The organism is Streptomyces sp. NPDC046870 (assembly GCF_040704595.1).
GTDB classification, from domain to species: Bacteria; Actinomycetota; Actinomycetes; order Streptomycetales; family Streptomycetaceae; genus Streptomyces; species Streptomyces argyrophylli.
The window spans coordinates 703,170-716,086 of the sequence record NZ_JBEYXM010000002.1 but is presented as its reverse complement, the minus strand read 5'-3'; the positions used below and the strand labels follow the sequence as shown (position 1 = coordinate 716,086).

General features: G+C 71.8%; 14 protein-coding genes. 10 read left to right on the top strand and 4 right to left on the bottom strand.

The genetic code is table 11. The features are described from left to right. Positions 1–129: 129 nt before the first annotated feature. From rplQ to AB0946_RS07645, 3 genes are all read left to right on the top strand, one after another. Complete coding sequence (gene rplQ / locus AB0946_RS07655) at positions 130–630, top strand: 50S ribosomal protein L17 (protein ID WP_366759668.1); 501 nt, start codon at positions 130–132, stop codon at positions 628–630. Positions 631–704: 74 nt separating this feature from the next. Beyond that, the gene (gene truA, locus AB0946_RS07650) at positions 705–1,568 is read left to right on the top strand and encodes a tRNA pseudouridine(38-40) synthase TruA (protein ID WP_366759666.1); all 864 of its coding nucleotides are present in this window, start codon (positions 705–707) and stop codon (positions 1,566–1,568) included. A 41-nt stretch (positions 1,569–1,609) separates the two neighbouring features. Continuing rightward, the gene (locus tag AB0946_RS07645) at positions 1,610–2,353 is read left to right on the top strand and encodes a polyprenol monophosphomannose synthase (RefSeq protein ID WP_366759665.1); all 744 of its coding nucleotides are present in this window, start codon (positions 1,610–1,612) and stop codon (positions 2,351–2,353) included. A gap of 12 nt (positions 2,354–2,365) precedes the next feature. Here the strand turns inward: AB0946_RS07645 and AB0946_RS07640 are convergent, their stop codons facing one another. Further along, positions 2,366–3,238 (bottom strand): hypothetical protein, encoded by an 873-nt coding sequence (locus AB0946_RS07640; protein WP_366759664.1) that lies wholly within the window; start codon positions 3,236–3,238, stop codon positions 2,366–2,368. A 268-nt stretch (positions 3,239–3,506) separates the two neighbouring features. On the opposite strand from AB0946_RS07640, the gene rplM reads away from it, so the two are divergent. From rplM to glmM, 3 genes are all read left to right on the top strand, one after another. Continuing rightward, positions 3,507–3,950, top strand: coding sequence for a 50S ribosomal protein L13 (gene rplM, locus AB0946_RS07635; RefSeq protein ID WP_014674395.1), 444 nt, complete (start codon positions 3,507–3,509; stop codon positions 3,948–3,950). Positions 3,951–3,992: 42 nt separating this feature from the next. Beyond that, entirely contained in the window at positions 3,993–4,505 is a 513-nt protein-coding gene (rpsI, locus tag AB0946_RS07630; protein WP_003998795.1) for a 30S ribosomal protein S9, read from the top strand. A gap of 178 nt (positions 4,506–4,683) precedes the next feature. Continuing rightward, entirely contained in the window at positions 4,684–6,042 is a 1,359-nt protein-coding gene (gene glmM, locus AB0946_RS07625; protein ID WP_366759663.1) for a phosphoglucosamine mutase, read from the top strand. 10 nt (positions 6,043–6,052) lie between these two features. Here the strand turns inward: glmM and AB0946_RS07620 are convergent, their stop codons facing one another. Next, on the bottom strand, positions 6,053–6,982 hold the full coding sequence (locus AB0946_RS07620; RefSeq protein WP_366759662.1) for a DUF389 domain-containing protein: 930 nt from the start codon (positions 6,980–6,982) through the stop codon (positions 6,053–6,055). Between the two features lie 22 nt (positions 6,983–7,004). Beyond that, a complete protein-coding gene (coaA, locus tag AB0946_RS07615; RefSeq protein ID WP_308071346.1) occupies positions 7,005–7,994 on the bottom strand; it encodes a type I pantothenate kinase in 990 nt (329 codons plus the stop codon). 154 nt (positions 7,995–8,148) lie between these two features. Here coaA and glmS point away from each other — a divergent pair, with 154 nt between their 5' ends. Continuing rightward, positions 8,149–9,996 (top strand): glutamine--fructose-6-phosphate transaminase (isomerizing), encoded by a 1,848-nt coding sequence (gene glmS, locus AB0946_RS07610; protein WP_366759661.1) that lies wholly within the window; start codon positions 8,149–8,151, stop codon positions 9,994–9,996. A gap of 14 nt (positions 9,997–10,010) precedes the next feature. Here the strand turns inward: glmS and AB0946_RS07605 are convergent, their stop codons facing one another. Next, positions 10,011–10,793, bottom strand: coding sequence for an SDR family oxidoreductase (locus tag AB0946_RS07605; protein WP_366759660.1), 783 nt, complete (start codon positions 10,791–10,793; stop codon positions 10,011–10,013). A gap of 99 nt (positions 10,794–10,892) precedes the next feature. Here AB0946_RS07605 and AB0946_RS07600 point away from each other — a divergent pair, with 99 nt between their 5' ends. The 3 genes from AB0946_RS07600 to AB0946_RS07590 all read left to right on the top strand — a co-directional run. Continuing rightward, a complete protein-coding gene (locus AB0946_RS07600) occupies positions 10,893–11,264 on the top strand; it encodes a holo-ACP synthase (protein WP_041665442.1) in 372 nt (123 codons plus the stop codon). A 52-nt stretch (positions 11,265–11,316) separates the two neighbouring features. Continuing rightward, complete coding sequence (locus tag AB0946_RS07595) at positions 11,317–12,756, top strand: NAD(P)H-hydrate dehydratase (RefSeq protein WP_366759659.1); 1,440 nt, start codon at positions 11,317–11,319, stop codon at positions 12,754–12,756. Beyond that, on the top strand, positions 12,735–12,917 hold a 183-nt coding region (locus tag AB0946_RS07590; RefSeq protein ID WP_366759658.1), incomplete at its 3' end, for a hypothetical protein. The genes AB0946_RS07595 and AB0946_RS07590, both read left to right, overlap by 22 nt.

The following is a 12,917-nucleotide window of genomic DNA, read 5'->3' as shown; positions in this document are numbered from 1 at the left end:
CCGCGCCCCTTCGGGGGCGCGGACCCTTCCGGGGTTGAAAAGGACCCCGGATCTCCGACAGGCGACCGCCTGCTCGGATACTGACCCCGGTACCTGATACGGCCGGGGCAGACACACAGGAGAAAGAACATGCCGAAGCCCACCAAGGGTGCCCGTCTGGGCGGCAGCGCCGCGCACGAGAAGCTGCTCCTCGCGAACCTGGCGAAGAGCCTCTTCGAGCACGGCCGCATCACCACCACCGAGGCGAAGGCCCGCCGCCTGCGTCCGTACGCCGAGCGTCTGATCACCAAGGCGAAGAAGGGCGACCTTCACAACCGCCGCCAGGTGCTTCAGGTCATCACGGACAAGAGCATCGTCCACACGCTCTTCACCGAGATCGGCCCGCGGTACGAGAACCGTCCCGGTGGCTACACCCGCATCACCAAGATCGGTAACCGCCGTGGCGACAACGCGCCCATGGCCGTCATCGAGCTGGTGGAGGCGCTGACGGTCGCCCAGCAGGCGACCGGTGAGGCCGAGGCCGCCACCAAGCGTGCGGTCAAGGAAGCCGAGGAGGCGAAGGCCGAGGAGACCAAGGTCGAGGAGACCGAGGCCGCCGAGGCTCCCGCCGAGGAGTCCAAGGACGCCTGAGGCTCCGCCTGACGCGGGAAGCGGGTTCGCCCTTCGGGGCGGGCCCGCTTTCGCGTACCTGAGAGGATCCGTACGTGAGTGACGAAGTACAGCCCGGCCATGTCCGTCTCCGTCTCGACCTGTCCTACGACGGCACGGGATTCCACGGCTGGGCCAAGCAGGCCGGCGGCAGGCGGACCGTGCAGGGGGAGATCGAGGACGCCCTGCGGACGGTGACCCGCTCCCGGGAGACCTTTGAGCTGACCGTCGCCGGGCGCACCGACGCCGGGGTGCACGCGCGGGGGCAGGTGGCCCATGTGGACCTGCCCGAGGGTGTGTGGCGTGAGCATCACGAGAAGCTGCTCAAGCGGCTCGCCGGCCGGCTGCCGAGGGACGTGCGGGTGTGGGCGCTCAGGGAGGCGCCGAGCGGTTTCAACGCGCGGTTCTCGGCCGTCTGGCGGCGGTACGCGTACCGGGTGACCGACAACCCGGGCGGCGTGGACCCGCTGCTGCGCAACCACGTGCTGTGGCACGACTGGCCGCTCGACGTGGACGCCATGAACGAGGCCGCCCGCGCGCTGCTCGGCGAGCACGACTTCGCCGCCTACTGCAAGAAGCGGGAGGGGGCGACCACCATCCGCACGCTCCAGGAGCTGAGCCTGGTCCGGGGGGACGACGGGATCGTCACCGCCACCGTGCGCGCGGACGCCTTCTGCCACAACATGGTGCGGTCGCTGATCGGCGCGCTGCTGTTCGTGGGGGACGGGCACCGGGAGCCGGAGTGGCCCGGGAAGGTGCTGGCGGCCCGCGTCCGCGACTCCGCCGTGCATGTCGTACGGCCGCACGGGCTGACGCTGGAGGAGGTCGGCTATCCGGCCGACGAGCTGCTGGCGGCCCGGAGCAGGGAGGCACGGAACAAGCGGTCGCTGCCCGGGGCCTCGGGCTGCGGCATCTGTTAGTCGCGTCGCGCTTCGCCGGCGCCCGCGGGGGAGGGACAGTGATGGCACAGGACGAGCCGACGGTCACCGTGGTGATGCCGACGTACAACGAGGCGGCGAACCTGCCCGGGATGGCCGAGGCGGTGCTCGGGCTGCCGCTGGACGGGCTGCACCTGAAGGTCGTCGACGACTCCAGCCCCGACGGCACCGGGCGGATCGCCGAGGAGCTGGCGGCGCGGTACAACAGCGGCGGACGGCGCCGGATGAGCGTGCTGCACCGCACCGGGAAGGACGGGCTGGGCCGGGCGTACACGGCCGGGATGTCCGCCGCGCTGGCGGAGGGCGCCGCGTACGTCGTCCAGATGGACGCCGACGGCAGCCACCCGGTGGAGGCCGTGCCCCGCATGCTGGAGGCGGCCCTCGCCTCAGGCGCCGGTCTCGTCGTGGGCAGCCGGTACGTCGAGGGCGGCTCGCTGGACGAGCGGTGGGGCGCGCACCGGGTGCTGCTGTCCCGCTTCGCCAACCGCTACGCCCGCGCCGTCCTCGGCACCGACATCCAGGACATCACGGCCGGCTTCAACCTGTGGTCGGCGGCGACCCTCAGGGACGTGGACCTGTCGTCCCTGGACAGCGCGGGCTACAGCTTCCAGGTGGAGCTGAAGTACGAGGCCGTGCGTGCCGGGCACACGGCGGTGGAGGTCCCGATCCGGTTCGCCGAGCGCACGGAGGGTGCCTCCAAGATGACCCTGCGCACCCAGCTGGAGTCGGCCGTGATACCGCTGCGGCTCCGGCTGAGGCGGCGGTAGGCGCGCGGCCGGCTACCGGGCGGCGGCCGAGGCCTGGACCTGGCCGCGGCGGTGGATCTGGTTCGCGGTGAACTGGGCGAGGTCGTTGCCGGCGCCGAACACCTTGGTGTCCTTGGTCGTGACGTCCTTGCCGCTGGTGAAGCCGGAGATCGTGAAGTAGGCGTAGCGGCCGTAGGAGTTCCTGGTCGAGCGACAGAACGCGCCGTCGCAGAAGGGCTTGACGCCCTTGCCGAACAGCGAGCGCACGATGCTGCGGTCGTCGGTCTGGCCCTTGGCCTTGGCGGCCTTGTCCGCGTCGTCGAAGACGGCGACGCCGACGGTGACCGCGATGCCGCCGTTCGTGTAGGTCACGCGCATCAGACGGGTGCAGCCGTTGCCGGTGAGGATCTTGGGGAGGGTGCCGCCGGCGGCGGTGGCACAGCTCTTGGTGTCGGCCGTCGGGCCCTTCTTGTACACCGTGCCGCCCATGGTCAGCTGCGTGCCCGGGAACAGGGTGTCCGGGCTCAGCGGGGCGGTGTCCTTCTTGGCGCTGGATATGAAGTCCGTGGGGTCCAGCGGCGGCGGCGCGCTGGTGGGCGCGAAGGACGGCGTCGCGCTGCCCGTGCCGGGCAGCGATCCGCTGGCGGGCAGGTTGCTGGGACCGGCCTGCGGGTCACCCCCGTTCGCGGAGACGACGGCCATGGCGACCGCGGTGCCTATCGCGACGGTGGCGAGCGCGCCGCCGGCTATGAACAGCACCTTGCGGCGCTTGTTCCGCGTCTCCGATGCCTCGGCGAGCGCGGCCCAGTCCGGCGTCCCGTCGTCGGATCCGCTGTTCCACGGCTGCTGGGAATTAGGTTTCCAGGGATCCCATTGAGACTGGGGTCCCCCCTGCCCGTAACTCATGGGGCGCATCTTAGACGGGGGGCCGGTGGTGCGGGGTCCCTCTGACGGCCTGCCTCGTTTTGACCCGTCCGGGGGCTGCCCGGTAACCTACTTCTTCGTTGTGTATTGGCTTGCTCATTCTCACGGGACGGGCCCTTACACCGGTCCACCGGGCCGATGACCAGCGACCCCACGCACGCGGTTTGCGTCGCCGCCGTGGGTCAAGGCTGTCGTGATCGTTTCGGTGACCTTGTTTAGGACCATTCACTCGAAGCGAAGGCTACGAACCGTGCGTACGTACAGCCCCAAGCCCGGCGATGTGACGCGCCAGTGGCACGTCATCGACGCTCAGGACGTTGTCCTGGGCCGTCTCGCCACCACCGCTGCGACCCTCCTGCGGGGCAAGCACAAGCCGATCTACGCGCCGCACGTCGACGCTGGTGACTTCGTCATCATCATCAACGCCGACAAGGTGCACCTGTCCGGCAACAAGCGGACCCAGAAGATGGCGTACCGCCACTCCGGTTACCCGGGTGGTCTGCGCTCCGTCCGCTACGACGAGCTGCTCGACAAGAACCCCGAGAAGGCCATCGAGAAGGCCGTCAAGGGCATGCTCCCCAAGAACTCCCTGGGCCGTCAGATGCTCTCGAAGCTGAAGGTCTACAAGGGTGACCAGCACCCGCACGCTGCCCAGCAGCCGGTGCCGTTCGAGATCACCCAGGTCGCGCAGTAAGTCCGGCCACCCCCTAAGACTGAAGAGAATCTGAGGAGAATCGTGGCCGAGACCACTGCCGAGCAGCCGCTCGAAGAGCTTGACATCGACAGCTACACCACCGAGTCCGAGGTCCCCGTCGAGGGCGAGTACACCTCGGAGTCCCTGGCCTCCCGCTTCGGCGAGCCGCAGCCGGCCGCCGGCCTGGGCCGCCGCAAGAACGCCATCGCCCGCGTCCGGATCGTCCCGGGCACCGGCAAGTGGAAGATCAACGGTCGCACCCTCGAGGACTACTTCCCGAACAAGGTGCACCAGCAGGAAGTCAACGAGCCGTTCAAGGTCCTGGAGCTCGAGGGCCGTTACGACGTCATCGCCCGCATCGCGGGTGGCGGTGTCTCCGGTCAGGCCGGTGCGCTCCGTCTCGGTGTCGCCCGCGCCCTGAACGAGGCCGACGTCGACAACAACCGCGGCCCGCTGAAGAAGGCCGGCTTCCTGCGCCGCGACGACCGCGCGGTCGAGCGGAAGAAGGCCGGTCTGAAGAAGGCCCGCAAGGCCCCGCAGTACAGCAAGCGCTAATCAGCAGCTGCCTGCTCGTACTCCGAACGCCCCGGCGGCACGCCATCTGTGCCGTCGGGGCGTTCGTTTATCCCAGCCAAGGGCGTATAACGACACAAGACGCTCAAAGGCTTGTGTGATCGGATGTCATGGCGTCCGCCATCATCCGGGCAGCAAGGACGCTTCCTCAGGAGGACAAGTGGGACGACTCTTCGGCACGGACGGCGTGCGCGGTGTCGCCAACGCGGATCTGACGGCCGAGATGGCGCTCGGCCTCTCCGTCGCCGCGGCGCACGTGCTGGCCGAGGCGGGCACCTTCGAGGGCCACAAGCCGACGGCGGTGGTCGGACGGGACCCGCGCGCGTCCGGGGAGTTCCTGGAAGCGGCGGTGGTCGCCGGTCTGGCCAGCGCGGGCGTGGACGTCCTGCGCGTCGGCGTGCTGCCGACGCCCGCGGTGGCCCACCTGACCGGAGCGCTCGGCGCCGACCTCGGCGTGATGCTCTCCGCCAGCCACAACGCCATGCCGGACAACGGCATCAAGTTCTTCGCCCGCGGCGGCCACAAACTCGCCGACGAGCTGGAGGACCGCATCGAGGCGGTCTACCACGCGCACCGGCACGGCGAGCCGTGGGAGCGTCCGACGGGTGCCGGGGTCGGGCGCGTGCGGTCGCACGAGGAGGGCTTCGAGAGTTACGTCGCCCACCTGCTCGCGGTGCTGCCCAACCGGCTCGACGGACTGAGGATCGTCCTGGACGAAGCGCACGGCGCGGCCTCGGGGGTCTCGCCGGAGGCGTTCGCCCGGGCCGGTGCCCAGGTCGTCACGATCGGCGCCGAGCCGGACGGCCTCAACATCAACGACGGCTGCGGCTCGACCCACCTGGACAAGCTCAAGGCCGCGGTCGTCGAGCACGGCGCGGACCTCGGCATCGCGCACGACGGCGACGCCGACCGCTGCCTGGCCGTGGACCACACCGGTGAGGAGGTCGACGGCGACCAGATCCTCGCCGTGCTCGCGCTGGCGATGCGGGAGCGTTCCGCACTGCGCTCCGACACCGTCGTCGCGACCGTGATGTCCAACCTCGGCTTCAAGCTGGCCATGGAGCGCGAGGGCATCCGGCTCGTGCAGACCGCCGTCGGCGACCGGTACGTCCTCGAGGAGATGAAGGAGCACGGCTACGCCCTCGGCGGCGAGCAGTCCGGGCACGTCATCATCCTCGACCACGCGACCACCGGGGACGGCACGCTGACCGGCCTGCTGCTGGCGGCGCGGGTCGCCGAGACCGGCCGTACGCTGCGGGAGCTGGCGTCCGTCATGGAGCGGCTGCCGCAGGTGCTGATCAACGTGCCCGACGTGGACAAGTCGCGGGTGCGCACGTCGGCCGACCTCGCCGCCGCCGTGTCCGAGGCCGAGCGGGAACTCGGGGAGACCGGGCGGGTGCTGCTGCGTCCTTCGGGTACCGAGCCGCTGGTGCGGGTGATGGTCGAGGCCGCCGACATCGAGCAGGCCCGCTCCGTGGCCGGGCGGCTCGCCGACGCGGTGAAGTCGGCCCTCGGGTAGTTCCGGGGCCTCAGGGGTGTCGCCGGTGCCGCTTCCACAGGGACTTCTGGGCGAGCAGGGTGAGCGTTCCGGCCAGGACGATGCCCAGCAGGTTCAGCAGGAGCTGTTCCGAGGAGCGCGCGGCCTGGTGGGTGTCGTCGTAGATCAGGGCCACGGCCGCGTTGGCGGCCGCGGGCACGGTCGTCACCGAGATGGCGACGCCCACCAGGGCCCCGGACTTGGCCGACGTCAGCGACAGCGTGCCGGCGATCCCCGCGAGCACGGCGACGACGAACGAGAACCAGTCCGGTGCGTAGATGAAGCCGGTGTTGGGCCGGTCGGCCTCCAGCCGGGCCTTGCTGAACAGGCCGACCGCGTCCATCAGCAGACTGAACCCGGCGGTCACCGCCATCGCCAGCGCGAAGCCCACCAGCAGTGCGGTCAGCGAACGCCATGCCAGGCGCGGCCGGCGCCGCACGAGGGCCGTGCAGATGCCGGCCAGCGGGCCGAACTCCGGTCCCACCGCCATCGCGCCCACGATCAGGATCGCGTTGTCCAGCACGACACCGCAGGCCGCGATCATCGTGGCCAGGGTGATGAAGGCCGCGTAGGTGACCGACAGCGTCGACTCCTCGTGGGTGGCCTCGGTCAGGCCCTCCCACAGCACCGCGTCCGCGCCTTCGCCCGGCGCCGCCTCCTCGGCCTCGTCGGCCCGCCGGGACAGGGAGAGGTCGATGGTCTCCATGGCGATCGAGCCGGTGTCGTCCAGGCCGAGGCGCCGCAGCCCGGCGATGAGCCCGTCACCCGCCTCGCGGGCCACGTCGCACAGGACGACGTCACCGGCGGGGTCGCGGGCGGCGCCGGGCAGGACCACCAGGTGGGTGGTGCCGACCGTCTCCTCGATCAGGCGCACCACCTCGTCGGTCCGCTCCGCAGGGGTGATCAGTCGCAGATGCAGCATGGCCCCCATCCAACACGTGCCGCTACAGCTTGCGGAGCCTGAGGCGCTGGACCTTGTGGTCCTGGCCCTTGCGGAGGATGAGGGTGGCCCGGCCCCGGGTCGGGGCGATGTTCTCCACCAGGTTCGGCTTGTTGATGGTCCGCCAGAGCGTGCGGGCGTAGTCCAGGGCCTCCTCCTCGGAGACCTGGGTGTACTTGCGGAAGTACGAGTTCGGGTTCTGGAACGCCGTCTGGCGCAGCTTCTTGAAGCGGCTGAGGTACCAGCTCTCGATGTCGTCGGCGCTCGCGTCGACGTAGACGCTGAAGTCGAAGTAGTCGGCGAGACCGACCCGGGTGCGGCCGTCCTTGCCGGGCAGGGCGGGCTGGAGGACGTTCAGGCCCTCCACGATCAGGATGTCCGGGCGGCGGACGGTGAGCTTCTCGCCGGGCACGATGTCGTAGATGAGGTGCGAGTAGACCGGCGCGGACACCTCGTCCTTGCCGGCCTTGATGCCGGCGACGAAACGGGTGAGGGCCCGGCGGTCGTAGGACTCGGGGAAGCCCTTGCGCGACATCAGGCCCCGGGCCTCCAACTCCCGGGTGGGCAGCAGGAATCCGTCCGTCGTGACGAGTTCCACGCGCGGGTGCTCGGGCCAGCGGGAGAGCAGGGCCTGGAGCAGGCGGGCGACCGTGGACTTGCCCACGGCGACCGAGCCGGCGACGCCTATGACGAACGGGGTGCCGGACTGGGAGCCCTTCTCCCCGAGGAAGGTGTTCAGCGCGCCCCGGAGGCCGTCCGTGGCGCCGACGTAGAGATTGAGGAGCCGGGAGAGCGGGAGGTAGATGTCCCGCACCTCGTCCAGGTCGATGACGTCGCCGAGGCCACGGAGCTTCTCCACCTCCTCGGCGGTGAGCGGCAGCGGCGTCTTGTCGCGCAGCGCGCTCCACTCGGCACGGGTGAGATCGACGTAGGGAGTCGCCTCCGGCCTGTGCCGGTGGGCGCTCCGGGGCATCGAGGAGACCGGTGAGATCACAGTCCATTGTTAACGGAGTTTGAACGGCACGGCGGGTGGGGTCCGTCACGCGGGTCGATCCGGCCACAGGAGGCCTTCGTACGACGGTGGGAATTTCCGATTTCGGGCAGGCGGAGGCAGTTTTTGATCGTTGTCGGCCCGTAGGCTGCCGCTCATGTGCGGAATCGTGGGATACGTAGGGTCGCAGTCGGCGCTCGATGTCGTGATGGCCGGGCTGAAGCGGCTGGAGTACCGGGGTTACGACTCGGCCGGTGTCGCCGTACTGGCGGACGGCGGGCTGGCCGCCGCGAAGAAGGCCGGGAAGCTGGTCAACCTGGAGAAGGAACTGGTCGAACGGCCGCTGCCGGCCGGCACGACCGGTATCGGACACACGCGCTGGGCCACGCACGGCGGCCCCACGGACGCCAACGCGCACCCCCACCTGGACAACGCGGGACGGGTCGCGGTGGTCCACAACGGCATCATCGAGAACTTCGCCGTGCTGCGCGCCGAACTGGCCGAGCGCGGCCACGGGCTGAACTCCGAGACGGACACCGAGGTCGTCGCCCATCTGCTGGCCGAGGAGTTCTCGGCGACCGCCGACCTCGCCGAGGCGATGCGGCTGGTGTGCCGGCGGCTGGAGGGCGCGTTCACGCTGGTCGCGGTGCACGCCGACGATCCGGACGTGGTGGTCGGCGCCCGCCGCAACTCCCCGCTGGTGGTGGGCCTTGGAGAGGGCGAGGCGTTCCTCGCCTCCGACGTCGCCGCGTTCATCGCCCACACGCGCTCGGCGGTCGAGCTGGGCCAGGACCAGGTGGTGGAACTGCGGCGCGACGGCGTCACGGTCACGGGCTTCGACGGCCGCCCGGCCGAGGTGCGCTCCTACCACGTGGACTGGGACGCCTCGGCGGCCGAGAAGGGGGGCTACGACTACTTCATGCTCAAGGAGATCGCCGAACAGCCCAAGGCGGTCGCCGACACGCTGCTCGGGCGGATCGACCCGTCCGGCTCGCTGACCCTGGACGAGGTGCGGATCGGCCCCTCCGAGCTGCGCGAGATCGACAAGGTCGTCATCGTGGCGTGCGGTACGGCCTTCCACGCGGGCCTGATCGCCAAGTACGCCATCGAGCACTGGACGCGCATCCCCTGCGAGGTGGAGCTGGCCAGCGAGTTCCGCTACCGCGACCCGATCCTGGACGGACGGTCGCTGGTGATCGCCATCTCCCAGTCCGGCGAGACCATGGACACCCTGATGGCGCTGCGGCACGCCCGCGAGCAGGGCTCGAAGGTGCTGGCGATCTGCAACACCAACGGCTCGACGATCCCGCGCGAGTCGGACGCGGTGCTCTACACGCACGCGGGCCCCGAGGTCGCCGTCGCCTCCACCAAGGCGTTCCTGACCCAGCTGGTCGCCTGCTACCTGGTCGCGCTGTACCTGGGCCAGGTCCGGGGCACCAAGTGGGGCGACGAGATCCAGGCCGTGATCAAGGACCTGTCCCGCATCTCCGAGGAGGTCGAGCGGGTCCTGGAGACCATGGAGCCGGTACGGGCGCTGGCGCGGACGCTGGCCGACAAGGACACGGTGCTCTTCCTCGGCCGGCACGTGGGCTACCCGGTGGCCCTCGAAGGCGCGCTCAAACTGAAGGAACTGGCCTACATGCACGCCGAGGGCTTCGCCGCCGGCGAGCTGAAGCACGGACCGATCGCGCTGATCGAGGAGGACGTGCCCGTGGTCGTCGTCGTGCCGTCCCCGCGCGGCCGGTCGGTCCTGCACGACAAGATCGTCTCCAACATCCAGGAGATCAGGGCGCGGGGCGCGCGGACGATCGTGATCGCGGAGGAGGGCGACGAGGCGGTCGTCCCCTACGCCGACCACCTGATCCGCGTCCCCGCCACGCCCACCCTGCTGCAACCGCTGGTGGCCACGGTCCCGCTCCAGGTCTTCGCCTGCGAGCTGGCCACGGCCCGGGGCAACGAGGTGGACCAGCCCCGCAACCTGGCCAAGTCGGTCACGGTGGAGTGAGGGGGCGGGGCCTGTCAGTGGACGGAGAAGCCGCCGTCCACGTGGATCGACTGGCCCGTGATGTAGGCGGAGGCGCGGCCGGCCAGGAACACGGCCGCGCCCGCGAAGTCCTCGGCGAGGCCGTTGCGGCCGGCCATCGTGCGCGCGGCCAGGGCCGCCACCTTCCCGGGGTCGGACTGCAACCGCCTGTTGAGCGGGGTCAGCACGAAACCCGGCACCAGGGTGTTGCAGGTGACGCCGTGCGGTGACCACGCCTCGGCCTGGGAGCGGGCCAGGGACTCCAGGCCCCCCTTGGAGACGCCGTAGGCGCCGCTCTGCACGAAGGCGCGGTGCGCCTGCTGGGAGGTGACGTGGATGATCCGCCCGAAGCCCCGCTTCGCCATGCCGGGGCCGAACCGCTGCCCGAGCAGGAACGGGGCCTCCAGGTTCACCGCCATGGTGGTGTCCCAGACGTCGTCGCCCAGTTCGTCCATCGGCGGACGGAGGTTGATCCCGGCGGAGTTGACGAGGATGTCGGGCTCGCCGAAGACGGCCGCGGCCTCCTCGGCCGCCGCGCGCACCCCGTCGCGGGTGCCGAGGTCACCACTGACCCAGGCGGCCCGGCAGCCGTCCGCGGTCAACTCCCTCACGGTGGCGTCCAGTTCGGTCTTCCGCCGGGCCACGATCACCACCTTCGCCCCGGCCCGGGCCAGCGCCCCGGCGATGGCCCGCCCGATGCCGGAACTGCCTCCGGTCACCACGGCGACCCGGCCGTCCAGGGAGAAGAGGTCGGAGAGATAGGCACGCGAGGACGTCATGCCGGAAGCGTAGAGCGCGCGTCGCGGCGGCCGTGCGGCGCCCGGGGTCCGACGTGGTGTCGCCGCGCCGCCCGTCACCGGGGTCGTAGGGTGCTGGGCATGAGCATCATCGGGGTGGGCATCGACGTCGCCGAGATCGACCGGTTCCGGGCGTCCCTGGAGCGGACGCCGGGCCTGGCCGACCGGCTGTTCGTGGAGCGGGAGCTGCTGCTGCCCAGCGGGGACAGGCGCGGCATCGCCTCGCTCGCGGCCCGGTTCGCCGCCAAGGAGGCGCTGGCGAAGGCGCTGGGCGCGCCGTCGGGGCTGCAGTGGACCGATGCCGAGGTGTACGTGGAGGACACCGGGCAGCCACGGCTGCGGGTGAAGGGGACCGTGGCCGCGCGGGCCGCCGAGCTGGGCGTGCGGGCCTGGCACGTGTCGCTCAGTCATGACGCGGGCGTGGCCTCGGCCGTGGTGGTCGCGGAGGGCTGACCGGTCCCGTGCCGGGTGTGGGCGGCGGGGGTTACGGGGCAGACTCGGTGCCATGCGTACTGCGTACAGCGTGGAGACGGTAAGGGCCGCCGAGCGGGCGTTGATGGCACGGCTGCCGGAGGGCGCGCTGATGCAGCGGGCCGCCGCCGGGCTGGCCGCCGCCTGTGCCGAACTGCTCGGGCGGGTGTACGGCAGCCGGGTGGTGCTGCTCGTCGGCAGCGGGGACAACGGCGGGGACGCCCTGTACGCGGGGGCCCGGCTGGCCCGGCGCGGCGCCGGGGTGACGGCCGTCCTGCTCACGCCCGACCGGGCGCACGCCGGGGGGCTGGCGGCCTTGCGGCGGGCGGGCGGCACGGTGGCGACCGCGGACTCCGCCACCGCGGACGAACTGGTCCTGCGGGCCGACCTGGTGGTGGACGGGATCGTCGGCATCGGGGGCAGGGGCGGGCTGCGGCCGGACGCCGAGCGGCTCGCCGGGGTGGTGGCGCGGTCCCGTGCCGCCGTCGTGGCCGTGGACCTGCCCAGCGGCGTCGACGCGGACACCGGGGAGGTGCGGGGGGCCGCGCTCCGGGCCGACGTGACCGTCACCTTCGGCGCGTACAAGCCGGGGCTGCTGGTGGATCCCGCGCGGGAGTACGCGGGAGTGGTGCGGCTCGTCGGCATCGGCCTGGAACCGCCGCCCGCCGACGCCGTACTGGAAGCCCTGCAACACGCGGACGTGGCGCGGTTGTTGCCGCTGCCCACGGGGGAGAGCGACAAGTACCGGCGCGGGGTGGTGGGGATCGCCGCCGGATCGGCCCGCTATCCCGGGGCGGCCGTGCTCGCGGTGTCGGGCGCGCTGCGCGGCGGGGCCGGGGCCGTGCGGTACGTCGGACCGGCCGGGGACGCGGTCATCGCGCGCTTCCCGGAGACCCTCGTCTCCGACGCCGGGCCCGCGAAGGCCGGGCGGGTGCAGGCCTGGGTGGTCGGGCCGGGCGCCGGGGACGACGCGGCCGCCGTCGCCGAGGTGCTGGAGGCGGACGTGCCGGTGCTGCTGGACGCGGACGGGCTGCGGCTGGCCGACCGGGACGCGGTGCGCGGGCGTACGGCGCCGACGCTGATGACCCCGCACGCGGGGGAGGCCGCCGCGCTGCTGGGGGTGCGGCGCGAGGAGGTCGAGACGGCCCGGCTGGCCGCGGTGCGGGAGCTGGCGGCGGCGTACCGGGCGACCGTGCTGCTGAAGGGTTCGACCACACTGGTCGCCGACTTCGCGGGCGGACCGGTGCGGGTGAACGCCACCGGGACGCCCTGGCTGGCCACGGCCGGGAGCGGGGACGTGCTGTCCGGGCTGGCGGGGTCCCTGCTGGCGGCGGGCCTGCGGGCGTCGGACGCCGGGAGCGTGGCGGCGTACCTCCACGGCCTGGCGGGCCGCTTCGCGGCGGACGGCGCGCCCACGGGAGCCCATGACGTGGCGTCACACATCCCGAAGGCATGGAGGGACGTACGGAACTGACCGACCCCACCGCGACACGACCGACGCCGGCGCACCTCCCCGGGTGCGCGGGGAACTGCGCGCTCGGCCCGCACGCGCCCGCGGCCTGGCGACGACCGGAGCTGGGCGGCGGGTCCGGCCGGGCGGTGCTGTGTGGCGGGCGGTGGTGCAACTCCGTGGGG

Excerpts from the sequence above, each read along its gene's own strand:
- glmS (WP_366759661.1), top strand. The coding sequence starts at position 8,149 with ATGTGCGGAATCGTGGGATACGTAGGGTCGCAGTCGGCGCTCGATGTC.
- AB0946_RS07600 (WP_041665442.1), top strand. The coding sequence starts at position 10,893 with ATGAGCATCATCGGGGTGGGCATCGACGTCGCCGAGATCGACCGGTTC.
- AB0946_RS07595 (WP_366759659.1), top strand. The coding sequence starts at position 11,317 with ATGCGTACTGCGTACAGCGTGGAGACGGTAAGGGCCGCCGAGCGGGCG.
- AB0946_RS07620 (WP_366759662.1), bottom strand. The coding sequence starts at position 6,982 with ATGCTGCATCTGCGACTGATCACCCCTGCGGAGCGGACCGACGAGGTG.
- AB0946_RS07640 (WP_366759664.1), bottom strand. The coding sequence starts at position 3,238 with ATGAGTTACGGGCAGGGGGGACCCCAGTCTCAATGGGATCCCTGGAAA.
- AB0946_RS07605 (WP_366759660.1), bottom strand. The coding sequence starts at position 10,793 with ATGACGTCCTCGCGTGCCTATCTCTCCGACCTCTTCTCCCTGGACGGC.
- rplQ (WP_366759668.1), top strand. The coding sequence starts at position 130 with ATGCCGAAGCCCACCAAGGGTGCCCGTCTGGGCGGCAGCGCCGCGCAC.
- AB0946_RS07645 (WP_366759665.1), top strand. The coding sequence starts at position 1,610 with ATGGCACAGGACGAGCCGACGGTCACCGTGGTGATGCCGACGTACAAC.